This window comes from Longimicrobiales bacterium, assembly GCA_029245345.1.
In the GTDB taxonomy this organism is placed as follows: domain Bacteria; phylum Gemmatimonadota; class Gemmatimonadetes; order Longimicrobiales; family Gaopeijiaceae; genus CALFPJ01.
Window position 1 is genome coordinate 84,821 of record JAQWPM010000022.1, and the last position, 24,452, is coordinate 109,272.

Sequence of the window (24,452 nt, forward strand, 5' to 3'; positions counted from 1 at the left end):
CGCGTATCGTCATGCACCACTTCCCACTCGCTATCCCCGGAATCCGTGTCTGATCGCCTGAACCTTTACGAGCACTTCCTCGGCAGCCGTATTGCCGAAGGTCTCGCTGACAGAACAGCGCTGCTCACAGCAGATGGCGCTCTGACGTACGGCGAAGTCGATGCCCGCGCAGGCCAGTACGCCAACCTGCTCGTGGAAGCCGGACTCCGGCCGGAAGAACGAGTGTTGATCGCCATGCCGGACGGGCTCGACTTCGTCGCGGCCCTCTTCGGGATCATCCGAGCTGGCGGTGTCGTTGTGATGATCAACCCGCAACTCAAGCCGAACCAAATCAGGTATTTCTATGAGTACATCCGGGCGCGGGTGGCGCTCGTGCACGATGAAGTCGCAGACACATTCCAAGCCGTGCTCGCAGAGGCAGACCACCGACCAGATTTCATCCGGGTGGGCACGCCAGACTTCACGGCGACCCTGACTGCACACAGCGATGCACATCCCACGTTCCCGTCCCACGAAGACGATGCCGCAATCTGGATCTTCAGCGGCGGCACCACAGGCCACCCCAAGGCCGCCGTTCAAAGTCATCGCTCCTTCGTAAACACGACCGAGCTCTACGGCCATGGCGTCTTGGGCATCACACCGGACGACGTCACCCTCTCCGTCCCCAAGCTCTTCTTCGGGTACGCGATGGGCATCAATCTGTTCTTCCCGTTCAGCGTCGGGGCGACCGCAGTCCTCTTCCCGGAGCGGTGCACGGCGGAAACTCTGTTCGCAAAAATCGAGGCATTCAAGCCGACCATCCTCGCGAACGTGCCCACAATGGTGAACCACCTGTTGGGCCATCCGGACGCACCGAACCAGGACCTCTCGTCCATCCGCCTCGTGACTTCTGCCGGCGAGGCGCTACCCGCAGAACTCCACCGCCGTTGGAATGCACTGTGCGGCGTCCCGCTTCTGGACGGCCTCGGCACAGCGGAGATGTGGCACATCTTCATCTCGAACCGCCCGGGCGACGTGAAGCCCGGCACGCTGGGGCAGGTCGTCCCGGGCTTCCAAGTCGAGGTGCGAGGTGAGGACGGCGAAGTCCTAGGACCGGACGAAGTCGGCTATCTGTGGGTGAAAGGTGATTCCCGAGCCTCGGGATATTGGCAGCAGCGCGAAAAGACCCGCCAGGCATTCGTCGGTGACTGGTACGTCTCGGGGGACATGATCAGCATGGACGCGGACGGCTACGTCACCTACTGCGGCCGCGCGGACGACATGCTCAAAGTGAGTGGGAAGTGGATGTCCCCCGGCGAACTGGAGAACTGCCTACTCGAGCACGAGGCCGTGCAAGAAGTCGCCGTTGTGGGTGTGCGTAGCACGGACGGACTCATCAAGCCGGAGGCGTTCGCGGTCGTGGCCACCGGCCACACGCCGGGCGGCGCACTAGCCGCAGTGCTCCAGGAGTGGGCCAGGACCCGATTGGAACCATACAAGTATCCTCGTGAAGTGACCTTCATGGACGATCTCCCCAGAACACACCTCGGCAAAGTGGACCGAGGCAAACTCTCTAGAGAGGCAGCACAGTCATGACCGCATATGCGCTTCTGATGACACTCGCTGTGAGCACAGGCCCCACGAGCGACGACGCACATCCGCTTCCTTGGGGATTCCTCGGCCACGAAATGGCAGCCCACGCGGCAGTGCTCGCCCTGCCCGCTTCAATGCCCGACTTCTTCAGGTCCGCGGGAGAACAGCTCGTGTATCTGGACCCTGAGCCGGATCGGTGGCGCAACTTCAGCATGAGGGAAATGGACCAAGCCTTCTCGTACGACCACTACATCGACATGGAGAATGTGCCCACCGGTGCCCTCGACGCTCCGGACCGGTTCACGTATCTGAAGGCACTATACGATGCGGGGCTGCCCAAACCCGAACGCGACGCCGGCTTCCTCCCGTACCGGATCCTCGAGCTGTATCAGCGCGTGGTCACGGAATTCCGCATGTGGCGGAACGAGACGGATCCGACTAGACGGGGCTGGATCGAACAACGCATCATCAACGATGCAGGGGTACTCGGTCACTACGTCACAGACGCTTCGCAGCCCCATCACTCGACAATCCACTTCAATGGGTGGAGGGGCTCGGACGCTCTCGGTAATGCTGTACCGAACCCCGAGGGATACTCGGGTGGTGGCGACTTCCACAGCCGTTTTGAGCGCCTATTCGTTGAAGCACACGTCACGCAAGCCGATGTGAACCGGCACATGCCACGCAGTGCGCCGACCGACGCCACGGGCCGGAGCCGAGCCATGGTCATGGAGCATATTCAAGAGTCGAGCGACAACGTCGAGGCCCTGTACCGGCTGGATCGGGACGTCGGTTTCGATCCGGACGGTCCGCTCAACCCCGAGACCCGCGACTTCGCTGCCGAGCGGCTAGCTTCCGGAGGAGCCATGCTGTCAGTTCTATGGTGGTCGGCGTGGAACGAAAGCGGGTCGTAGCACTGATAAGAAACGCATCAACAGGGGGTTGAGGCCGCGACGCGGAAACCTGGCCCGTCTTCGTCGCGTCTGGTGGAGGTGCCTTGAGGGGACTCTCCCTGGGATGGGTGGCTCGGCTCGTAGAGTCGAGGAAATCGGGACGGAGGTACCAGATGACCGAGGAAGCACACCCAAGCGCGGGTGAGAATGGCTTCGAGAGGATCGATCCGAAGTTGAACATGTTCGCGCTTGCGAACGGTCTGGACCTGATCAAGTCGGACCGGGCGAGAAGGCTCACGTGGTTCACGGGGTCTGCTTGGCCGACCGAATCCCCGGCGGAGGCCACAACCACTTTCGTCTCAGACGCAGTTCCCGCCACGGAACTGAGCGCCACGCTTGAGCAAAGCATCACGGTCACCAATGTCCTCTGAGGCCAGCCATCCCGACCGCATGACCGCGCGCTCCATGGACGCGCTCCAGGCGCGCATCACACAGTGCCACCTTTGCTCCCGCCTCGTCGAATGGCGCGAACAGGTGGCGGTGGAGAAGCGCGCCTCGTTCAGAGACGACGAGTATTGGGGCCGCCCCGTACCGTCATTCGGTGACCCCAACGCCCGAGTGCTCGTTGTCGGGCTCGCGCCCGCCGCCCACGGCGCCAACCGCACCGGGAGGATGTTCACCGGCGACAGATCTGGCGACTGGTTGTACGGAGCACTTCATCGGGCCGGATTCGCCAACCAACCCCGCGCAACAGCCGTCGACGACGGCCTCGAGCTCCAGGACGTCTTCGTGTCTGCCGCGGTCCGCTGTGCACCCCCTGCCAACAAACCGACCGTACAGGAACGAGACGCGTGCCGGCCCTGGCTGGACGAGGAGCTCAACCTGCTCGCTCAACTCCGGGTGGTCGTCGTGCTGGGCAGCTTCTCCTACATCCAGGCGCTGAAGGTGCTTGGAGACCGAGGCTTGGACGTGCCGAAGCCCCGGCCACGCTTCGGCCACGGTGTGGAAGTCGACCTCGGGGCACTGACCCTTATCGCGTCGTATCACCCGAGCCAACAGAACACGTTCACCGGAAAACTGACCGAGCCGATGTTCGACGGGATCTGGCAAAGGGCCCGAGCACTCACGGGACGGCGGCCTTAGTTCGCAGCGATGGAGGTGCCGCTCTACTTTAGCATCATGAAGAAAATGCTCCTTGGGGTCGCGCTGGCGGCCTCCACCGGAATCGGCGTCGCCCCCATCCACACCGCCGCACAGAATGTCGGGGGCGTCGAACTCATCGAACTCACGATCGCCCAGGCACACCAGGCGATGCTCTCGGGAACGCTGACCGCTCGCGAACTGACCCAGGCGTATCTGGATCGGATTGATGCGTACGACAGAAACGGCCCGACGTTCAACTCCATCATCCTCATCAATCCGCGTGTGCTCGAACGCGCAGATGAGCTGGACGAGTCGCTGCGCAGCACCGGGTCACTGACGGGAGCGCTTCACGGCATCCCGTTCATCGTGAAGGACAACTACGACACACACGACATGCCCACGACGGGCGGTTCCGCCTCGCTCGAAGGCTCCATGGCCGCGGACGACGCGTACCAGGTCAGGAAGATCCGCGAGGCTGGGGCAATCATCCTCGCCAAGTCGAATCTGGCCGAGTTCGCGTTCACCGCGCTGGAGACGGTTGGGTCGATGCTTCCTGGTTGGACCTTCAACCCTTATGCCCTCAATCGTGTGACTGCGGGCTCCAGCGGCGGCACCGCTGCCGCTGTGACGGCCAACCTCGGCCTGATCGGGCTCGGCACCGACACTGGCAACTCCATCCGAGGACCGTCCAGCCACAACGGACTCGTGGGCATCCGGTCTACGCAGGGACTCACGAGCCGCGACGGAATCATACCGTTGTTCGCCCACCGTGACATTGGCGGCCCTATGGCCCGCACCGTCGAGGACGCCGTTCGTGTCTTCGACGTCATCGTGGGGACCGACCCGAACGACGCCGTGACCGCAGAGGCGGATGCGCGCCGCGCTGAATCGTACATGGACTTCCTCGAGGACGACCTGACCGGTCTTCGCATCGGCGTGGTCGGACAGATCGCGTACAAGGCGAGCGCGCACCCGGAGATCCTGCTGCGCTTCATGGAGTCCTTTGACGATCTGCGCGCGCTCGGCGCTACCGTAGTCGAGGACTTCCACATCGAAGACCTCGACGAGCTGCGCGAAGGCACTGGATGCTCCCGCTTCCGCTATGACATCGAGAACTATCTGGCAGATATCCCGAATCCGCCCGTGCGTACGCTTCAAGAAATCGCGGACGGCGGCAAAGTTTACCGGACCGTCATGCCAACCGTGCGTCGCTTCCTCACCTTCGAGGGAACGCCGGATACGAACGAGCAGTGCATCCGCGGCCGTGCCCAAGAAGAGCGATTCCGGGTCGGCCTCAGAGCTGCGATGGCCGAGTATAGCGTCGACGCCATCATCTATCCCAGCTGGAGCAACCCGCCCCGGCTCGTTGGAGACATGACCACCCCGGCTGGGGACAACAGTCAGTATCCAGCACCCCCAACAGGCTTCCCCGCGCTCACCGTGCCCATGGGCTTCGTGCGGGACGCGACGCTACCCGCCGGCCTCCAGGTGCTCGGCGACGCCTGGTCGGAACCGATCCTTATCCGGATCGCCTACGCCTATGAGCAGCGCACGCAGCACCGGAGGCCACCGGCAACGGCCCCCGCACTGGGTCGGTAGTCGGTCCAATGCCAACCACAGAGACGCGTGTTACCGCCGAGCCCTGAGCTCGCGGTAGGTGATCTCGCCTGTCGGGAGCACGATCTCGACATCTCGCGCGGACCTCGCGGTGCCGTCCACGCTCAACTCAATACGCGCCTCGGCGGGCGCTCCGCACACCAAGTAGCGCCCGTCGGAGCCGGTCCTGAACTCGCGCGTGAAGGTGTCGGTCATGCCGCCGGACCTGGCGGCCTCCCACTTCGCCGTGACGGTCACGGCCTCCACGACCTCGCCGTCTGGGTCGACGACCCGACCCGTTAGTACGGCCCGCACGTCGCCTTCACTCGGGCACATACCGGCCGCCACACTCCTGAAGCGTGGAACGGCCAGGAGGACGTCCGCCCTGTCGGCGTCTTCCAGGGCAACCTTGATGAACGGCGACGCCACTCCCCAGAGTGACAGGTCGGCATGGAAGAACGAGACCTGATACTCACCGGCCGGCAGCCCACTAATCTCAAAAGCGCCATCAACATCCGAATCCGCCGAGAAGCGTGTCCCCAGTACGGCAACGCGCGCTCCAGCCAGCGGTCGGCCCCGGATACTGTCGAAGACCGTTCCTCTGATCTCCGCCGATCCCGTTGCTCCGTCGCCTGCTCCCGCGTTCGTCGCGATTTGCCTCACCCGACCGCCGACATCGAAGTAGCCGGCCACCTCCGATCGACTCACCGAGCCCGGCCCGTAGCGCACGCCGACCTGTGGCATGCGGATGTACCAGTCCGACACGATCCACGTCCCGGACGGCAGGTAGCGGAACCGAACTTCTCCGCCCGACTCGTTCGCGGGCAACCAGTCGATGTTCGCATAGCGGTACTCGAGGCTCTGGAGTTCGGCAGTGGTCGAGTCCACCCACAACGTGCCGAGCACGTCAGGGACACGGCGCGTCCGAGTGGGCTCGAAGTGCAACCCGATCAAGTCCCGATCCTCGTCGTGATCCACGATGGAGAAACAGTGCTGAGCGAGGAACACATCGGCCAAGAGTACGTCGGCATCGGGCGCGTAGTAGGCCCGATCACCCTCCGCACCCTGAACGAATCCACCTTCAGTCAGGAATTCCGCAGAAGCCGAAACGAACGGGCGCGTGGCGAACCCGATCTGTAACTCGGTGCGCTCACCCGACAGTGATTTGAGGCCCGCGGACCATTCGCGCTCATACTTCTGAATTCTGAAGCGCGCCAACTGGTCCTTTTGCACGACAGAGCTGACCTCGAGCGCCTTCCGAATCTCGTCCCACCAGCGCTGGATCTGTAACGCCTCCGCCGGATCGATCCGGCACCCTTGGACTCGCGTGTCTACCACGAGGCCTTCAAGCTCCACCGCGTTGTCCGCCATCGTGACTCTCACGAAGTGCACATCGCCCGCCGGGACCTCGAACACCTCAGTCGTCGTCGTGGCAAGTCCGATTCGGGCTGCGACAGCCCTGAAGCGTCCAGCCCGAGGCACCTCAACGACGAACCTCCCGGACGCGTCCGACAGCACTGCCCCCACGCGAGTCCCCGCCTCACTCTCGACCGTAACCAGAACACCTGGTAGTGGAGCCGAACTCTGGGCCTCGACGACCACCCCCGTCACCCCCTGGCCCGCGACTCCGCCCGGGGTCAGAGCAACGGTGAGGCCCAGGAACACGACGAGTGCCCCCTGCCATGTGGTAGTTGATGCGGATCCGCGTGGTGTCATGCCAGACCTGGCTGAGCGTGCTATGGTGACGCATTCAACATACGCCACACTGAGCACAGAGTATCTCATGGACAGACGTGACTTCGTAAGGACTACTGCCGCAGGCGTCGCAGCAGCCGCGACACCCTCGGCGCTCTCGGCGGAACTCAGCCGAGTCGCTCCCGCCGTCCACATCCGGCGGGCCCGTCCACTTCTCGTCGCCGACGTCTCTTCCATCCGATACAAGAACGGCGGCCCCGAGAGTGCCATCGAACGAGCATATCGTGGCATCACCGAGGGTGAAGACATCCTCGACGCATGTGTTGCAGGTGTGAACATCCCGGAACTCGACCCCGAAGAAGCCGGCATCGGCTACGGAGGTCTGCCCAACGCAGACGGGAACGTGCAGCTCGACTCCTGCCTCATGCACGGCCCACGAAAATGGGCTGGCGGTGTGGCTGGGATCGAAGGTGTAAAGACACCGTCGCTCGTGGCGAAGGCGGTCGCCGAACTCACGGACCATCACCTCATCGTCGGTGAGGGCGCCCGCGAGTTCGCGCGCTCGCTCGGTTTCGACATCCACGACGATCTGAACACGGAGCACTCTCGCTCCATGTGGCTGGAGTGGCGCCGCCGGGTCGACCCCGGCCATTGGCTGGACCCGGAAGAACGCATCGGCGGAATGAGCCGCGCGGGGGAAGACACTGACCCTGACACCATCGGGCGGGGCCGAGGCCGGTCATCAGCTCCGACCGAATATCGACGAGATCCCGAACACGAAGCTCGACTCCAGCGCTTCTACGACGCCAGCCTAGACGCCGGCCTCTCCATGGTGGACGACGGCCTCATCGACGCCAACTCGTTCTGGGGCACAACGAGCATGGAGTGTGTGAATCAGAACGGGGACATCTGCGGCGTGACCACGACGAGCGGCTTGTCCTGGAAGATCCCGGGCCGGGCAGGTGACTCCCCCATCCTGGGTGCCGGCCAATACGTCGACAACGACGTGGGGGCCGCGGGCTCAACCGGGCGAGGCGAAGCCAACCTCTATAATTGCGCCTCGTTCTTGATCGTCGAGAACATGCGCCAAGGGATGTCGCCGAAGGACGCCGGGATGGCCGCACTCACACGCATCAAGGACAATACCATCGAGTCGCGTCTCCTGAACTCACGAGGCCTGCCGAACTTCGATGTACGCTTCTTCGTGCTGAACAAAGCCGGTGAGTACGCCGGAGTGGCTATGTATGGTCAGGGTGAGTCGATGTTCGCCGTTTGCGACGAGAACGGCGCGCGTGAGGAACCCCTAGAGGGCCTACTCGAAGGACCGCAGCGCGACTAGCCGTTCGAAGTCAGACACTTCGGACTGGTCTAGGTAGAGCGTTTCGCCTTCGCCTTGGGCCTGGTCTTCTCCTTGGTCCGCTTGTGCGACGGCCCGATGCGGCGGCCCATTTCAACGAGAAAGGCGGTTCGGTCCGAAACGGGCTCAATCCGCTTCATGCCCGACTCGAGTGCGTCGAGGATGTCCGCCTCAGCTCCCACCTGACGCAGCACGATGTGCCCAGCAAAGACCATGGCTGGGTTCCCGAAGGGCGGAGTCTTGGGCTTCCCTCGACCCCTCGGTATGACGGGCGCCCCAGTGCAACCCAAGAGGTGAAGTGCCGGCCTCATCGAAGCGGCGACATTGATCACTTGTTGCGGAGTCGGCGCGGCCGGAGAGAGCGCTGTGACGCGCCTTGCCACCAGCTCTGCCAAGGCCAGCGCGATGAGAATTCCGTTGGCAGGCAGCGCCAGGAAACTCAAGCCGCTCGCGATTGAGCCGGCGGCGACAGAGATATCGATGAGCCTGGGCGTTTCCTGGGTGTACTCCGCCTAACCTCCCTGCCTCGCCTCGCCACAAGCTTTGGATACGCCTGGCGGCCGCAGTTTCCCGTCGGACTCGCGACAGCGGGCTCGGCCCCGCACATTGCCCGACGCACTGTAACTCTGCCGGGAGGCCGTTTTGAGGACCCCAATCACCAGGCTCGTGACTCGCCTGTCGCTCACAGTGGCCGTGGTCACGTTGGCCATCGGCATCTCGGCCGCGGCGCCGGTCGAAGTCGCTGCCCAAGACACGCTCCACTTCGAGCCGACCATCGGATATCCAACGGTCGACGTGCGTGACCCGGTCGCGACGATCCGCCCTGGCACGGTTCTGATCTCACGCACGAACCACAGCGACTACTACGAGCCCGGAGGCGGCCCCTTCCCGGGCGAGGTCGGACCATTCTGGATCGAAGGCGCCACCACGAATGACATCCTGGTCGTTGAAGTCCTGAAGGTGCAGCCGAACCACAACTTGGCCGGGGCCCAGTTGTACCCCGACTTCGGCGGGCTCGCCACGGACAGCCGCTCACGCTTCCTCAACGACCCCATCGAGGCGCGCCGGTACGAATGGGCCCTAGATACAGAGGCCATGACCGGCACGGTGGACCTGCCCGATTCCGAAATGAGCAGCATCACCATCGACCTAAAGCCAATGCTCGGCCGAGTCTCCGTAGCTCCGGCCAACGGTGAAGCCTTCGCAGGCCTCTGGCCGGGCAACTTCGGCGGCAACATGGACGCACCCGAGATCCGGGAGGGCACGACGGTCTATCTGCCCGTATGGAACGACGGAGCCTACTTCTACTTCGGAGATGGTCACGCCGCCCAGGGCGAAGGTGAGGTGAACGGCACCGGACTCGAGACTTCGATGGACGTGGCGTTCCGCATCAGTCTCATCAAGGGCGAGACCATCGCATGGCCCCGACTCGAAGACGACGACTACATCATGGTCGCCGGTAGCGCGCGTCCGCTGATCGACGCGTTCCGGCTGGCGCACGTCGAGCTCGTCGAGTGGCTCGTGGACGAATACGGCTTCGGAAAATGGGACGCCTATATGCTCGTCGGGCAGTTAGGCGAGAGCACGGTCGCCAACATTGTCGACCCGATCTACACGGTGGTGGCTAAGTTCCCGAAGAAACACCTGCCGGAGTCGAACAGAGAGCGCTGACCGCGCATTCTCTCTGTAACAGCCGGGCGGCCACCCGCGAAGCGATGAGGCACCCCTGCGGGTTCAGCAGAGTCATACCCTGCACGAGAGGTAGCTGTGTTCTTCAAAAAGAAGCCCAAGGTCGAAGCTCCCATCGATGACATCGGGGACGACGATTTTCAAGAAGAGGTCTTGAACGGCGACGGCATCACCGTCGTCGACTTCTGGGCTCCGTGGTGCGGCCCGTGCCGCATGATGGCTCCCATCCTGAACGACATCGCCATCGAATTCGCAGGGCGAGGTGTTCGGGTCGTGAAGGTGAACACGGACCTCGCGCAGGAGACAGCTTTACAATTCGAGATCCGATCGATCCCGACCCTAATCTTCTTCAAGGACGGAGAGCCGCTCTTCCAGTTCGCCGGATTGGTGCCGAAGAAGGTCTTGGACCGAGAACTCAACACGCTCTTGGGCGAGGCGACGGCCTAGGCCTTCCGCCCCACGACGACCTTTATGGGCCCGTTCTCCCAAACGCATTCGGCTTGGAAGCCCACAGCCCGCATCGCCTCCAATTCGACCTCGAGGGGGAAGTACGTGTCCTCTTCGGCCCACTGGGCGAAGTGAGCGAACGCCTCTTTCCGGTCGATGCCGGAGGTGGCCATATGCTCGGCCCAGGCTTCGTACGTCGCATCTCTGACAGCAGGATCGGCGGACATGGTGGCGTCTGCGTTCACGAAAACACCGCCGCCCCACAGCGCGGCATGGATGCGCCCGAAGAGTGCCTGCTTTTCCTCTATGGTCGGCACATGATGAAGGGCCAGCGAAGCCGAGACCGCATCGCACGACGGTAAGTCATCGAGGAATGAGCGCTCTCGGAACCGCGGCCGCCACTTGAATGGCAGGAGCCGCGTGCGCGCCTGCTCGAGCATCTCGAGGTCCACGTCCAGAAGCTCGATCGAGCGGACAGCGCTCCCTCTCAGGATCGCCGCAGACAGCGCCCCCGTTCCCGCACCCAAGTCCAGGACCAGGCCCGGGTCGACAGATGTCACCTCACGAGCAGCGACAGTCAGCATCTCTTCATAGCCGGGAATGAAGCGCCGAATCGTGGCGTCGTACTCGTCGATGTCGAGTCGTAAGTGACTGCTTACAGAATGGCTCATGCGCTGACACTCCAAAGGATCTGCCCAGCCGTCAACCGATCCCCAGCATCTCGGCTCCCTTGCGGGTCTAAGTAGGCACACCTAGACCACATGAGGGCGCAGGCATCCGCCAGCACCTGTATCGCGTCGAAGTCGAGCCACCCTCGGCTTTGCCACTAAAGAGGCACAGGGGGTTTCATGTCCCGAAGCATCAACCGAATCGGATGGGCGCTCGCCGCCCTCCTCGTCGCAGCACCATCGTTCGTCTCCGCTCAAGCGACGCGGGAAGGCCAGGCGATCGACGAGGAATACACGGCGCTCATCCTGGAGCACACCCAGGACGACCGGATCATCACCGAGCTCGTCGACCACCTTCCAGCATCGGAGACGGTTCCGACCCCGCTCGACTTCCATGGGCGCATCATCGGTACGCCGGACGAGCTCACGTACGCCTCGGACATTCACGCGTACCTCCGTGCCATCGCAGACGCATCGCCCCGTGCGACCGTCATGTCGATGGGACTGTCCGAAGAGGGTCGTGAGATGATCCTCATGGCCGTCGGTGACGAGGAGACGATCGCGAACCTCGAGACCTACAAGGGCTACCTAAACGAGTTGATGGACCCCCGCATCACGTCTGACGAGCGGGCCGACGAACTCATCAAGGGCGGACTCGCCAAGCCGATCTACTGGCTCACAAGCGGCATGCACTCCGGTGAGCGCGGCGGACCCGAGATGCTCCAAGAACTCGCCTACCGCCTGGTCGTTCAGGAGACCGAGTTCATCCAGGACATCCGGGACAACATGATCACCTTCATCACGCCGGTCATCGAAGTCGATGGTCGAGAGAAGATGATCGACACATGGAAGGTCAATAACGACCGACCAACGGGTGAAGTTCAGCTCCCGCTCATGTACTGGGGCAAATACGTCGCTCACGACAACAACCGTGATGCGATGGGTCAGATGCTCGCGCTCACAAAGCACGTGAACACTGTGCAGCTCGAGTGGACGCCGACCGTCATGCATGACCTGCACGAGGCCGCCAACTACCTGTACTCCTCGACTGGAACGGGTCCGTACAACGAGGCCTTCGACGCCATCACGATCACCGAATGGTGGATGCTCGCCGAGAACGACGTGCTCCAGCTCACCAAGCGTGGCGTGCCGGGCGTATGGACGTACGGCTTCTACGATGGCTGGACGCCGAACTACATGTTCACCATCGCACACGGTCACAACTCGATCGGACGGTTCTACGAGGTCGCCAGTTACGGCCCGCAGATCCGCACGCTGCGCACGAACATGAGCCGCGAGTGGTTCCGTCCGAACCCCCCGCTCAACGAGATCCAATGGGGCCCGCGGAACAACACGAACATCCAGCAGTCCGCAGTGCTCTTCTCGCTGAAGATGATGGCCGAAAACCGCGAGATGTTCCTCGACAACTACTGGGTGAAGAACAAGCGCTCGGTCCAGAAGGGCATCGACGGCGAAGTGAATGCGTGGGTGATTCCTGCGGATCAGCGCCGGAAGGCAGACGCGGCAGACGCCGTGAACGAGCTCATGCGTCAGGGCCTTGAGATCCACCGAGCCGACGATTCGTTCGAAGTCGGCGAGATGGAGGTCTCGGCAGGCGACTACGTCATCCGCGCGGACCAGCCGTACCGCACGCTTGCGGACATGTACCTCTCTCTGCAGCAGTTCTCACTGGAGAACCCGCGCCCGTACGACGACACGGGTTGGACCTTCCAGTTCATGCGCAACATCGACTTGGAAGCCATTGGTGACGTCGCCGTCCTGGACGAGGACATGACGCTGCTCACGGATTCCGTTCGCGCACCCGGTGGAATCTCGGGTGGTGGCGACATCGTCGTGGTCGAGCACACGACCGACAACAACCTCATGAAGTTCCGGTTCGAGCATGCGGGCATCGAAATGCACGCGGCCGAGGCGGACTTCGAAATGGACGGACGCACGTTCCGAGCGGGCACATTCATCATCCCCAACGCGGACCGCGACGCGCTTGAAGCTTCGCTCGCGGATCTCGGACTCTCCGGGTACGGCACGAACGACATGCCTGAAGTCCTCATGCACGAACTGGACGTACCGCGCATCGGGTACATGCACGCCTGGCGGCGCACGCAGGACGAGGGATGGGTACGCGGCGCGCTCGACTACTACGGCATTCCGTACGAGTACTTCGCGGACAAGCTCGTGGCCGAAGGCAACCTCCGTGAGCGCTTCGACGTGATCGTATATCCGCACGTCGGCGGGAGTGCGCAGTCACACTTGGACGGCATGTCCACCAACGGTGATATGCCGCTTCCGTACCGGCGCTCGGCGGACACGCCACACCTGGGCGGAATCGATGAGTCCGACGACATCCGAGGCGGGATGGGATGGGAAGGTCTCGTTGAGCTCGCGAACTTCGTCCAGGAAGGCGGACTTCTTCTCGTCGAGGGATCCACGGCGACGATCATGCCGGAGTTCGGCGTCGCACCTGGGCTGAACCTGACGCGGCCGGAAGGGCTCGTGACGCCAGGTTCGGTACATCGCGGCCTGTTCGCGGACATGACCAGTCCGATCGCCTACGGGTACGACGACGAACAGCTGCCGGTCTACTTCAAGGGTGACTTGGTCTTCGGGAGCGCTGCAGGAGGCTTCTCGAATCCGTGGCAGGGGATCAACCCGATGGCTTCACGCCCGCGGCTGTCTGACATCGACGATCCGGAGCAGGCTGCTGGCCGTGCTACGGGTGGTGGTGGACGGGGCGGCTTCGGCGGCTTCGGACGCGGCGGTGGCGGCGCGGGCTCGGCCAATAATCGCGTCATCATGCGCTTCCCGAGCGACCCGGATCAGATCCTTCTCTCCGGTGCGCTCGCCGGCGCCGAAGGGATCGCCGGAACGCCTCAGGTCGTCGACTCGAAAATCGGCGACGGACACGTGGTCAGCTTCGCGATCCGCCCGTTCTGGCGTTGGCAGACTCAGGGGACGTTCTTCCTGGGCTTCAACGCGATCCTGAACTGGAACGACTTGGACGCAGACGGGACGGAACGAACGACGCCGATCTCGGAAGACGGCAGCCACTAGGGTGTGATCGTGAGGGGGCGGTTCCCGAAGAGCGGGGCCGCCCTCAGTCGTCTTCGCGCAGCGGCACCGTGTAGTTGAGCGAGAGCCGTCCGCCATCCGGATAGATCGTCTGGCCGGTCATGTACGAGGCGTAGTCGCTCGCCAAGAAGACCGCGACAGAGGCGACCTCTGCGGGATCCCCTGCCCTGCCCAGCGGTGTGCGGGACAGAATCCTCTGCCGGGCTTCATCGTCCTCCATAACGGTGTTGAGCATGTCCGTGGAGATCGAGCCTGGACCGATGGCATTCACGCGGATGTCGTGTGCCGCCAACTCCATGGCCATCACCTTGGTCAGCTGCTGGACGCCGCCCTTGGATGTGGCATAGGGGAGCTGATCAGGGATCGTCACGACGGCGTTGGTGGACGACATGTTGATGATCGTGCCCTTGATGCCTCGTTCCACCATGTGGTTGGCGACCGCCCGACTCAGGAGAAACGGCCCACGGAGATTCACGGCCAGAACCCGGTCGAAGTCTTCGGTCGAGGCGTTCAGAATCGAACCCGCCGCGATGATACCGGCATTGTTCAGGAGGATGTCGCACTGTCCGAACTGATCGATGCAAGCGGCCAGCAGAGCCTCGCAGTCGGCTTCCTCGCTCACATCGGCACGAACGACATGCGTCTCCACGCCCGTGTCTCGACTGATGGAGGCGGCCGCCTCGGTACACCTGTCCTCTAGGATATCGGACATGACGACACGCGCGCCGTGTCCGGCGAACGCGCGGGCGCATGCCTCACCAATGCCGCGGGCGGCTCCGGTTACGATGGCGGTCTTTCCGGCTAACGAGATCAACGGCGACTCCAAGTTCTGTTGCGGGTGCGTGCCAGCGTAACCCCCTGGACACCCCCCTACAAACCGCCGAGCGTGTGGCATGCACGATGTCCACCTTACTGAACCGGCTGTGCTGACGGCCCCGACCTGGATCGCACGCGCCCGTGCGCATCGCGCTCGAGTCCGCGTTTGGACCGGGCCGCACAAAGAGCGGCGGTCTCGTCGGGAGAAACACCCGGTCTACGACTTCCTCTTCCAGTACTACATGTACTCGGCAGCGAAACTCGAGGCATGGCATCCGAATGCACACGAAGCGGTCGCAGATTCTCCCGAAGCCAGAGAACTCTTCCGTGCCCCCGCTTACCAGACCGACGACGGCGCCATCCGACGTGACCCGAGCGCTCTGACCGAGGTACAGATGGAGGCGCTACGCGAGAACCTCCATGTGCTCGAAGCAACTCAAGAAAAGCCACCGAACTTTGGCTGCTTCGGGGTGCACGAGTGGGCCATGGTGTACCGGGGCCACGACATCCGGCACGCCGAGATCGCGCCACTCAGGCTTCCGCAAAAGGAAGTGGATGCCTTCGTAGAGAGTCGGCCGGTAGCGTGCAGCCATTTCGACGCATTCCGCTTCTTCGCGCCGGAAGCGAAGCCGCTCAACCACATCGATCTAGAGTGGAAGACCCGTCACGAGATGGAACAGCCTGGCTGCATCCATGCCAACATGGATCTCTATCGATGGGCTTACGCATCCATGCCGTGGATCGGAAGCGACCTCCTCTGGGACAGCTTCGAACTCGCGACGGAGCTGCGGGTGCTCGATATGCAGGCCACTCCCTACGACCTGAGCAGCCTCGGCTTCGAGCCGGTGCGGGTAGAGACCCCTGAAGGGCGCAGCGAGTACCAATCGCGCCAGCGAGCCTTTGCAGCGCGCGCCGAGGCACTACGCTCCCGGCTCATCGCCACGCTCGAAAGTGTACTGAGTCCCAGCGTCCCCTCAGAAAATCCCGCGCTTCAGTAACAACGTCCTGCGCCCAGGTCCGGGCGACGCGGGGCATCGCGCTCCCTCCCGGACGCGCGAGTCTTCGAGGTCCATTAGGGGGACGGAGAACTGCTCGGTACAGCAATTCAGCTTGATCTGTTCGGTCGGTAGCGGCATACCGAGGGGCCAACGCACCCTGGATGCGAATCGTCGGCTCTGCATCGCCCGCAACATGAGCGATGTACTCGGTCCACAGCCCGGCTTGCCCACCTCAACACCCGTGCCTAGCCTGCTGTCCTCTCCAGTACCGACACAGTACCGACTTTGGGCGGACAGACCGCCTTTTCCAGCTCAGCACGCTGAACACGGAGTTAGACACATGAGACACCTTCGCCACGCCCTAGCCCTTGGGGCGCTCGTGGCCGTTTCGATCCCCGCCACCCCCGCGCTCGAAGCGCAGAACATGGGTGACGCGATCATCGCCGCGACCGAATACCGCGAGATCGGCCCGACCCGCCAAAGTGGACGGTTCGTCGACATCGCGGTCCCAGCGGACGACCCGCACACCTTCTATATCGCGACCGCGTCGGGCGGCCTGTGGAGGACGAACAACCGAGGCATCAGCTTCGACGTCCTCTTCGCGGACCAAGCCGATGTCTTCTCCATTGGAGCCATCGCGGTCTCCCAGACGAACTCGAACGTTCTCTACCTGGGATCGGGCGAGGGCAACAACTCACGCTCCAGCTACTGGGGCAACGGGATGTACAAGTCGACGGACTACGGTGACACATGGACCAACGTGGGCCTGCCTGAGTCGCACCATTTTGGGCGGATCGTCGTACACCCCACGAACCCGGATGTCGTGTACGCAGCCGCACTCGGGAAGCTCTACTCCGAAAACGACGAGCGAGGTCTCTACAAGACGACCAACGGTGGTCGCTCTTGGGACCAGGTTCTCGCACCTGAGGTCGAGGGCCGCACCATTGGTGTGGTCGACGTCGTAATGAGCCCTGCGGACCCGAACACACTGTACGCCGCGACCTACGACAAGGTGCGCTTGCCATACACGTTCGACCTAGCTGGCCCGGGTTCACGCGTCTACAAGACCACAGACGGTGGCGACAACTGGATCCAGATCGGCGCGGGGCTGCCCGAAGGCATGCTCGGCCGCATCGGCATCGATGTGTACGACAAGGACCCGAACATCCTGTACGCGACCATCGAGAACGCCAACAAGGCGGACATGTCGGACGAGGACCGTCGCCAGGAACTCCTCAACCACGAGTCGTCACGCGGCATGATCGGCGGTGAGGTCTACCGTTCGAACGACGCGGGACTGACGTGGGAACGCGCTTCTGAGGAAGGCGCCAACGTCGGCGGTGGGCCAGCCTACTACTACGGCCAGATCATCGTGGACCCGAACGATCCTGAAAAAGTTCACGTGCTGTCAGCCGCCTCATGGGGCACGTCGGATGGCGGAGCAACGTGGGACCGTCGGCCACTGGGATTCGGTGGGGACGACCACGCGCTGTGGATCAACCCGAACGACTCCCGCCACATGATCCTCGGCTACGACCACGGCATGGGCGTCACCTACGACGCCGGTGAGAACTGGTACCACCCGGACTTCCAGTCCTTGGCTCAGTTCTACGCGATCGGGATCGACAACTCGTATCCCTACCGCGTCGCGGGCGGCCTGCAGGACAACGGGTCGGCCATGGCGTACAACACGAACCCCGCTGGTGGCCCGGTGCGGCTCGAGGACTGGAGCCGCGTGGGTGGTGGTGACGGGATGTTCAACGAATTCGACTGGTGTGAGGGCCGTTTCCTCTACAACGAGTCGCAGTTCGGACCGATTTCCCGTCTCGACCTCGAAACCGGTGAGTCGAAGGGCATCCGTCATCAGGACGCCGACATGCGCTACAACTGGATGGCGCCCATCATGGTCTCCCCACACAACTGCGATGTGGTCTTCCATGCGGGGAACAAGCTCATGCGTTCGCCATTCCGTGGTGAGACGTGGGAAGTCATCAGCCCTGACCTGTCCAAGAACGACCCGGCCACCCTTACCACCGGTAAGGGCGGCGACGGCAACATCCAGTACGGCACGATCACGACGATTGACGAGTCCATCTTGAAAGCAGGACTCATTTGGGCCGGAACGGACGACGGTAACGTTCAGGTCACACAGGACGGCGGTGACAACTGGGCCGACGTTACGGACAACATCCCGAACAACCCAGAGTACTGGGTGACCCGTGTTGAAGCGTCACACCATGAACTCGGTACGGCCTACGTCTCGTTCAGCGGCCTCCGGAACGACGACTTCGGTGCCTACGTCTACAAGACCTCCAACTTCGGTGAGTCATGGACAGACATCTCGTCCAACCTGCCCAAGTCGTCCGTGAACGTGGTCATCGAACACTACGAAAACCCGAACCTGCTCTTCGTGGGAACGGACCTTCAGGTGCATGCGTCACTCGACGGTGGCATGAACTGGCAGAGCATGAAGGGTGACATGCCCACCGTGCCCGTCCACGACATCGAGATCCACACCCGTGAGAACGACCTCGTGGTCGGCACACACGGCCGCGGTATTTACATCGCGGACGTCAGCGAGCTCTCACAGGTGAACTCGATGAACATGACCGCACAGGCGCATCTCTTCGATCCAGAAGACAAGGTGCGGTACGTCGCGTCAGACCGGATGAACCGCAGCTATTCCAACTTCGACGGTGAGTCTGAGCCTTCCGGCTCGACGCTCAGTTACTACCTCGGCAGCGAGGCGACCGACGTCTCGGTGTCCATCTACCGTAGCACCGTGATGATCGCTGAGTTGGAAGGTGAGACCGAAGCAGGCTTCCACGAGATCATGTGGGACATGACGAGCCGTCGTGAGCGCAGCGAGGCCGAGCAGGAAGTGGCCCGTGGCCAGGGCCAGGGCGGCGGGCGCGGTGGTTTCGGCCGGGGCCGAGGCGGTCCGGACCGGACTCGCTTCGAGGTCAATGAAGCGCCGGCAGGTGAGTACCGTGTCGTCCTGACCGTAGACGGTCAGGAAATGGACAGCACGGTGCGGATTCTCAAAGACGAGTGGGCGGCCGAGCGCAGGTAGGCTCGACTCCCTCAGTAACGCCGAAGGGGCGGCCGCTGATGCGGTCGCCCCTTTTGTATTCTCGGCCTACTATCCGCGCCGGCATCGACGAACCCGAACTCATGAATCCCATGCGACGTCTTCTAGCTTTCGCACTTCTCGTCTTCGCGATTCCCATTTCGGCCCAGCAGACCAGCCAGGCCGGGCCCGCAATCCACTCGGGAGGCGCCGTCTTCGCCATCAATGCGGAGATCCCCACCCCGGCGGATCGAGAGTACAAGGTCGCGTTCGAGGCCTCGACGGGTGATCAGGGCGAACTCAACGTGGTCTTCAACAGCGTGGCCCGTTTCATCAACATGCATGCCCAGGCCGGCGTGCCGCGCGAGAACATCCGCACCGCCATCGTCATCCACGGCTCGGCAGGATGGGATCTCATCAATGACGCAGCGTATCGGGAGCGCCACGGGACGGCGAACCCGAACGCTGAGCTCCTGTCAGAGATGATGGCGTTCGGTACCGAAGTGATCCTGTGCGGCCAAACGGCAGCCTCGCGCGGCATCCCGACCGACCGACTGGTCAACGGCGCTCAGGTGGCCCTCTCCGCAATGACAGCCTTCGTACTGCTCCAGCAAGACGGCTACTACGCAAATCCCTGGTAGCACCCGGCTGGTAATTCGTCGGACGAAAGAGGGGCCAGGCAGTCACTGCCTGGCCCCTCTTTTTTATGATGGCTCACAACGCCGTCAGCTGATGATGCGCGTCCTCGTGGGTAGCACGACGGCCGGCAGGCCGAGCTGCTCAACCATCTGGTTGAATCGCCTGAGTTCGTTCTCGAGCAAATCGATGTACCGCGTGCGAATCACGTCCCATTCGCCGGTTAAGTCCTCCAACCGCTCCATTGTCCCCTCATGGGGCGCACCCTCGGCTCCGCCGGAGATGTATCCGTCTGTCCCGGTAATGCGGCCATACAGTTCCAGCCACTGGTTGTCGAGCCGTGGCGGGAACCGGATCGGATCCTGACCCGACCGGTTCTTCGTTTGCATGAGGTCTTCGGTCACGCCGGTCGTCTTTTCGTCCAGCGTGTCCGCGGGTGCCCGCAGCGCGTCCCCCTGCCCAGCCGACTCCGCACGGTCCATCACGCCGCCCACCTGATCGCGAATTGCGGCAAGATCGTCGATCGCCCGTGCTATGGAGCTGATCGAATCCCGGACCACCATCGCAGCCTGGAACTGTTCGGCATAACTCGCAGTCGTGACCTCTGGAATTCGCGGATCGGGGAGTAGGCGGAGCGTCTGTTCTTGGACTCCAGCCGCAGTTGTCATGCGGACCGTGTAGTCGCCCGGAGGTGCCACGACGCCACCGGAGTAACCCCAGATCACTGCACCCTCGGGAAGGTGCGGAGGCGGGTAGAAGATCGACCATGCGACGCGGTGCAGCCCGGACTCGGCCGAGATCTCCTGCCCTTCCACCTCTTCAAGCGTGGTGGAGTCGGTCGCAAATGTGTGGGCGATCTCGCCGCGCGCGTCCACGACGTCGATCCGGACATCACCCTCGTGCTCCTCACCCAGCCAATAGTGGAGCTGCGCGCCCGCGGGACGGGGCTCAGGGGCCAACTCAGCCAAGAACGTCGGGCCCACGTTCGTGAGCCGGTACTCGTCTCGGGGCTCAAAGAGGTGCGCCTCTGCGCCCAGCGCTTCGGTCAACTCACGCAGCGGGCTGATGTCGTCCAAGATCCAGAACGATCGACCCTGGGTCGAGATAATGAGGTCGTTATGTGCCACCCTCATCCCCGACACCGGAGTGATGGGCAGATTCTGTTGAAAACTCTGCCACGCACCACCGCCGTTGAACGACACGAAGAGCCCGTACTCGGTGCCCGCGAAGAGCAGATCTTCTTGCTCAGCGTCTTCCCGAACCGTCCGGACCGGGAAGTCGCCAGGAATACCGTCTGTGACGAGCGACCACGACGAGCCGTAGTCGTCCGTACGGAAGATGTACGGAGCGAAGTCGTCGAGCCGGTAGCGCTGCACAGCCACGTAAGCCCGGCCCGGTGCGTGCACGGAGAGGTCGATCTCATCCACCGTGCCGTACTGCGGCATTCCGGGCGGTGTGATCTCCGTCCACGTGGCTCCGGCGTCCCGGGTGACGTGGAGGCGGCCATCGTCGCTGCCGGCCCAGACTTCGTCAGCATCGAATGGCGACTCAGCGAGCGAGAACACCACGTTGTAGATCTCGACGCCCGTGACGTCTGCATTGATCGGCCCACCGGATTGATCCTGATGCTCTGGAGTGTTCGTCGTGAGATCCGGGCTGATCGTCTCCCAGGTGAGTCCTTCGTCGCGCGATCGGTTCACGTACTGGGAACCATGGTAGATCGTCGTGGCGTCGTGCTGGCTGACCACCATGGGCGACACCCACTGGAAGCGGTGGGTGAGATCCCGCGTCGCCATACCGAGCTGGAGCTGTGGATAGATCATGATGTTGCGACGCTGCCCAGACTCGAGGTCATAGCGGTCCATAACCCCGCCGTAACAACCCGCATAAACGACGCTAGGACGGTCCGGATCCATCGCCACCGGGCCCGTCTCACAGCCCCCGACGTTGAGCCAATGTTGCTTCGGGTAGAGCGTATTGGTGTCCGACCAACCTGGCACCGAAATCGTCGTATTGTCCTGCTGAGCGCCGTAAAGCCGGTAGGGAAAAGCGTTGTCGACCACCACATCGTACAGTTCGGCCGTCGCCTGGTTGAAATAGGTCGACCAACTTGTGCCGCCGTTCACCGTCACCTGGCCACCTCCGTCATCGGCCACGACCATGCGGTCCGGATCATTGGGGTGGATCCACAGATCGTGGACGTCCCCGTGGGGGACATTGATGACCTCCCACGTCGTGCCCGCATCAACAGACCGGTACAGGCTCGTGTTCAGAGCGTAGACCGTGTTGGGGTCCTTGGGGTCCGCCTGCACGTGTGTGTAGTACCAGGCACGTTGCCGGAGGTTGTTGTCCGAATTGGTACGCGTCCAACTCGCACCGGCGTCGTCCGAGCGGTACACACCGCCATCGGGTTCGGCTTCGATGATGGCCCATACCCGATCCGGCATCGCCGGCGAGACCGTCACTCCGACCTTCCCCACCACGCCCTCGGGCAACCCGCCAGCGAGCTTGTCCCATGTGTCTCCACCGTCGGTGGATTTGTAGACACCGCCCTCCTCTGCACCCGAGATCATGGCCCACGGCTTCCGTTCGCCCCGCCACATGCCCGCATAGAGTATGCGCGGGTTCGTGAGGTCCATGGTGAGATCCGACGCACCCGTCGAGTCGTTCAGCGCCAGGACGTGCTCCCAGTTCTCACCACCATCGCGGGAGCGGAAGATTCCCCGCTCCGGGTTCTTTCCGAACGCGTGTCCGAGCGCGGCCACGTAGACGAGGTCGTGATCACGGGGATGCACTTCGATGCGCCCGATCTGCCCGGCCTCCGGAAGCCCTATGAAGTCCCAGCTGCGCCCCGCATCCATCGACTTCCACATGCCTCTACCGTGAGACGTGTTGCCGCGCACATCGACAGATCCCTGACCCGCGTAGATCACGTTCGCGTCGGATTCGGCCACTCTCACAGCCCCAATAGACCCGCCAAAGAACCCATCCGAGATATTGGCCCAGGTCACACCGTTGTCAGTGGACTCCCACATTCCGCCGCCGGTCGTGCCCATCAGCCAGTGATCCGGGTCGGCTGTGAATCCGGTCACCGCGGTGGAACGTCCGCCGCGATACGGACCGACCATGCGGTACTCGAGGTCGGAGAAGACGGATGGGTCGACGGCCTGAGCTGATGTGGATGTGGTATCCAGACCACTACTCAGAACGAAAGTGAGTCCGAGAAAAAGGGCGCGGCGCATGAGGTCCTCCAGATGGGTTGAGAGGGCCAGTCTGCTCCTCTAGTTGGGACAAGACAAGAGGGTCCGCTCTCTAGCGATTCCGCCGGATGCGCTTCATCTTCGTCTACCTGAGACAACTTTGCACAGAGGTGCCGCATGTCATTGAAGCGCTTGTTCGTCCTATTCGCCGCTATCGCCGCTACAGCTCCAGCCGCAGCCGCGCAGCAGGTCCCATGGAGTCCCGCGAATCGCGGAAGCGACAACATCGAGGTACTGGGCCATTTGCCGCTGGGGCATCGCCTCTCCGTCGCGGACATGGATCTCGAGCAAGAGATGGACCGCCCCTACGCATATGTCTCCCGGATGGTCTACGGATTCGACGGGCCGAAGGGCACGGACATCATCAGCCTGGCAGATCCTGAGAACCCGGTCCTGCTCTACGAGTGGAGAATCGAGAATCAAGATCTCCACCAGCGCACCGGCGGCATGGATGTGAAGCACTTCAAGTGGAACGATCGGTACTACCTAGTGCAGTCGTTGCAGTTTGGCGGCGGACCGGACAACGACCTTGGTGCTGTCATCCTCGACGTCACCGGACTTCCAGATCCGTCGACGGTGCGTGAGGTCGCTCGGATCCGAGAGCCCGAAATGCCCGGTGGCTTTCACAACATCTTCATCTACAAGCACTCGAACGATCGGATCTACCTCTTCACGACGGCCCGCGCGCCCGGTGCCCTCGTGTACGACCTCGGGATGATCGTAGACGGCGACCTGGAGAACGCTCGAGTCGGTATGGTCCCAGTCCCCGAGAGTTCTGCTGGCAGCGGCGACTCCCGCGGGTACCACGACTTCTACGTGGGATACCATCCGGACACGGGTGAAGACCGCTTCTACGGTGGCGGTACGGGTGGCTACTACATCTACGACGTTTCCGTTGTCACGAACCCCGAGCTGCGCATCACGCTTACGGGCGTCAGCGGCGTTACGTACGGCCACACGTTCACGCCGAGTCCAGACGGGCGCTACGTGATCGCGGAGACCGAGTATCAGTATGCCCCGCTCCGCATCTTCGATCTGCAGCCCGCCCTAGAGGGCGAGGTGACTAATATCCGGTCACCCATCTCAGCTTTCACGGCGGACTGGCGGAATCTGGTGCATAACCACGAGGTGCGTTGGCCCTACATCTTCGTGTCCGGGTATCTGGACGGTCTGCAGATCTTCAATCTCCAAGACCCCGTGAACCCGGTGACCTCGGGGTACTACGACACGTATATCGGACCGAAGAATCCCATTCGCAGCGCCATGTTCAACGGCGCCTTCGGAATCGATGTCCGCAACGAAGATGGGCTGATCGTCATCTCCGACATGTCGACCGGTCTGTGGACCTTCAAGATGGACGGCTTCCAGGGCTGGAATGGCGAGCAATGGGGCATGCCAAACATCTCGTCCGCCCAGGACTGGGATAATCCGGTCGTGAAGCGCCCGATCAGTGACTGACCGAATCTAGGGACACGCAGTGCTGAGGGCCGCTCCACGTCTTGGGGCGGTCCTCTTCTTGTGC

18 protein-coding genes are annotated in these 24,452 nt (G+C 62.8%); 13 read left to right on the forward strand and 5 right to left on the reverse strand.

What is annotated here, in order from left to right; genetic code table 11:
- Positions 1-45: 45 nt before the first annotated feature.
- From P8L30_14590 to P8L30_14610, 5 genes are all read left to right on the forward strand, one after another.
- Positions 46-1,575, forward strand: a complete 1,530-nt coding sequence (locus tag P8L30_14590) for a benzoate-CoA ligase family protein (GenBank protein ID MDG2241429.1) — start codon at positions 46-48, stop codon at positions 1,573-1,575.
- On the forward strand, positions 1,572-2,486 hold the full coding sequence (locus P8L30_14595) for a hypothetical protein (GenBank protein MDG2241430.1): 915 nt from the start codon (positions 1,572-1,574) through the stop codon (positions 2,484-2,486). Before P8L30_14590 ends, P8L30_14595 begins: the two co-directional genes overlap by 4 nt.
- Positions 2,487-2,638: 152 nt before the next feature.
- The gene (locus P8L30_14600) at positions 2,639-2,896 is read left to right on the forward strand and encodes a hypothetical protein (GenBank protein ID MDG2241431.1); all 258 of its coding nucleotides are present in this window, start codon (positions 2,639-2,641) and stop codon (positions 2,894-2,896) included.
- On the forward strand, positions 2,886-3,608 hold the full coding sequence (locus P8L30_14605) for a uracil-DNA glycosylase (GenBank protein ID MDG2241432.1): 723 nt from the start codon (positions 2,886-2,888) through the stop codon (positions 3,606-3,608). The genes P8L30_14600 and P8L30_14605 overlap by 11 nt, the downstream gene beginning before the upstream one ends.
- Positions 3,609-3,617: 9 nt before the next feature.
- Entirely contained in the window at positions 3,618-5,207 is a 1,590-nt protein-coding gene (locus tag P8L30_14610) for an amidase family protein (protein MDG2241433.1), read from the forward strand.
- 30 nt (positions 5,208-5,237) lie between these two features.
- On the opposite strand, the gene P8L30_14615 is transcribed toward P8L30_14610, so the two are convergent.
- Entirely contained in the window at positions 5,238-6,920 is a 1,683-nt protein-coding gene (locus tag P8L30_14615; GenBank protein ID MDG2241434.1) for a carboxypeptidase regulatory-like domain-containing protein, read from the reverse strand.
- Between the two features lie 67 nt (positions 6,921-6,987).
- On the opposite strand from P8L30_14615, the gene P8L30_14620 reads away from it, so the two are divergent.
- Entirely contained in the window at positions 6,988-8,238 is a 1,251-nt protein-coding gene (locus P8L30_14620; GenBank protein ID MDG2241435.1) for an isoaspartyl peptidase/L-asparaginase, read from the forward strand.
- Between the two features lie 29 nt (positions 8,239-8,267).
- Here the strand turns inward: P8L30_14620 and P8L30_14625 are convergent, their stop codons facing one another.
- Positions 8,268-8,699: a hypothetical protein gene (locus tag P8L30_14625; protein ID MDG2241436.1), complete on the reverse strand. Its 432-nt coding sequence runs from the start codon at positions 8,697-8,699 to the stop codon at positions 8,268-8,270.
- A gap of 199 nt (positions 8,700-8,898) precedes the next feature.
- On the opposite strand from P8L30_14625, the gene P8L30_14630 reads away from it, so the two are divergent.
- Both P8L30_14630 and trxA read left to right on the forward strand, forming a co-directional pair.
- The gene (locus tag P8L30_14630; GenBank protein MDG2241437.1) at positions 8,899-9,927 is read left to right on the forward strand and encodes an acetamidase/formamidase family protein; all 1,029 of its coding nucleotides are present in this window, start codon (positions 8,899-8,901) and stop codon (positions 9,925-9,927) included.
- A 96-nt stretch (positions 9,928-10,023) separates the two neighbouring features.
- Positions 10,024-10,392, forward strand: a complete 369-nt coding sequence (trxA, locus tag P8L30_14635) for a thioredoxin (protein MDG2241438.1) — start codon at positions 10,024-10,026, stop codon at positions 10,390-10,392.
- On the opposite strand, the gene P8L30_14640 is transcribed toward trxA, so the two are convergent.
- Positions 10,389-11,063: a class I SAM-dependent methyltransferase gene (locus P8L30_14640; GenBank protein ID MDG2241439.1), complete on the reverse strand. Its 675-nt coding sequence runs from the start codon at positions 11,061-11,063 to the stop codon at positions 10,389-10,391. The genes trxA and P8L30_14640 overlap by 4 nt on opposite strands.
- Positions 11,064-11,240: 177 nt before the next feature.
- On the opposite strand from P8L30_14640, the gene P8L30_14645 reads away from it, so the two are divergent.
- On the forward strand, positions 11,241-14,132 hold the full coding sequence (locus tag P8L30_14645; GenBank protein ID MDG2241440.1) for a M14 family zinc carboxypeptidase: 2,892 nt from the start codon (positions 11,241-11,243) through the stop codon (positions 14,130-14,132).
- A gap of 43 nt (positions 14,133-14,175) precedes the next feature.
- Here the strand turns inward: P8L30_14645 and P8L30_14650 are convergent, their stop codons facing one another.
- Entirely contained in the window at positions 14,176-14,964 is a 789-nt protein-coding gene (locus tag P8L30_14650) for an SDR family NAD(P)-dependent oxidoreductase (GenBank protein MDG2241441.1), read from the reverse strand.
- A 79-nt stretch (positions 14,965-15,043) separates the two neighbouring features.
- On the opposite strand from P8L30_14650, the gene P8L30_14655 reads away from it, so the two are divergent.
- From P8L30_14655 to P8L30_14665, 3 genes are all read left to right on the forward strand, one after another.
- Positions 15,044-15,964 carry a hypothetical protein gene (locus P8L30_14655; protein ID MDG2241442.1) on the forward strand — a complete coding sequence of 307 codons (921 nt, stop codon included), beginning with the start codon at positions 15,044-15,046 and terminating at the stop codon, positions 15,962-15,964.
- 340 nt (positions 15,965-16,304) lie between these two features.
- Complete coding sequence (locus tag P8L30_14660) at positions 16,305-19,037, forward strand: hypothetical protein (protein MDG2241443.1); 2,733 nt, start codon at positions 16,305-16,307, stop codon at positions 19,035-19,037.
- 110 nt (positions 19,038-19,147) lie between these two features.
- Positions 19,148-19,675, forward strand: coding sequence for a DsrE family protein (locus P8L30_14665; protein MDG2241444.1), 528 nt, complete (start codon positions 19,148-19,150; stop codon positions 19,673-19,675).
- Positions 19,676-19,759: 84 nt separating this feature from the next.
- On the opposite strand, the gene P8L30_14670 is transcribed toward P8L30_14665, so the two are convergent.
- A complete protein-coding gene (locus P8L30_14670; protein ID MDG2241445.1) occupies positions 19,760-22,912 on the reverse strand; it encodes a hypothetical protein in 3,153 nt (1,050 codons plus the stop codon).
- Positions 22,913-23,047: 135 nt separating this feature from the next.
- Between P8L30_14670 and P8L30_14675 the strand changes: the two genes are divergently transcribed.
- On the forward strand, positions 23,048-24,388 hold the full coding sequence (locus P8L30_14675) for a hypothetical protein (protein MDG2241446.1): 1,341 nt from the start codon (positions 23,048-23,050) through the stop codon (positions 24,386-24,388).
- Positions 24,389-24,452: the final 64 nt, after the last annotated feature.

Excerpts from the sequence above, each read along its gene's own strand:
- P8L30_14595 (MDG2241430.1), top strand. The coding sequence starts at position 1,572 with ATGACCGCATATGCGCTTCTGATGACACTCGCTGTGAGCACAGGCCCC.
- P8L30_14600 (MDG2241431.1), top strand. The coding sequence starts at position 2,639 with ATGACCGAGGAAGCACACCCAAGCGCGGGTGAGAATGGCTTCGAGAGG.
- P8L30_14605 (MDG2241432.1), top strand. The coding sequence starts at position 2,886 with ATGTCCTCTGAGGCCAGCCATCCCGACCGCATGACCGCGCGCTCCATG.
- P8L30_14610 (MDG2241433.1), top strand. The coding sequence starts at position 3,618 with ATGGAGGTGCCGCTCTACTTTAGCATCATGAAGAAAATGCTCCTTGGG.
- P8L30_14615 (MDG2241434.1), bottom strand. The coding sequence starts at position 6,920 with ATGACACCACGCGGATCCGCATCAACTACCACATGGCAGGGGGCACTC.
- P8L30_14620 (MDG2241435.1), top strand. The coding sequence starts at position 6,988 with ATGGACAGACGTGACTTCGTAAGGACTACTGCCGCAGGCGTCGCAGCA.
- P8L30_14640 (MDG2241439.1), bottom strand. The coding sequence starts at position 11,063 with ATGAGCCATTCTGTAAGCAGTCACTTACGACTCGACATCGACGAGTAC.
- P8L30_14645 (MDG2241440.1), top strand. The coding sequence starts at position 11,241 with ATGTCCCGAAGCATCAACCGAATCGGATGGGCGCTCGCCGCCCTCCTC.
- P8L30_14655 (MDG2241442.1), top strand. The coding sequence starts at position 15,044 with ATGCACGATGTCCACCTTACTGAACCGGCTGTGCTGACGGCCCCGACC.
- P8L30_14660 (MDG2241443.1), top strand. The coding sequence starts at position 16,305 with ATGAGACACCTTCGCCACGCCCTAGCCCTTGGGGCGCTCGTGGCCGTT.
- P8L30_14665 (MDG2241444.1), top strand. The coding sequence starts at position 19,148 with ATGCGACGTCTTCTAGCTTTCGCACTTCTCGTCTTCGCGATTCCCATT.
- P8L30_14670 (MDG2241445.1), bottom strand. The coding sequence starts at position 22,912 with ATGCGCCGCGCCCTTTTTCTCGGACTCACTTTCGTTCTGAGTAGTGGT.
- P8L30_14675 (MDG2241446.1), top strand. The coding sequence starts at position 23,048 with ATGTCATTGAAGCGCTTGTTCGTCCTATTCGCCGCTATCGCCGCTACA.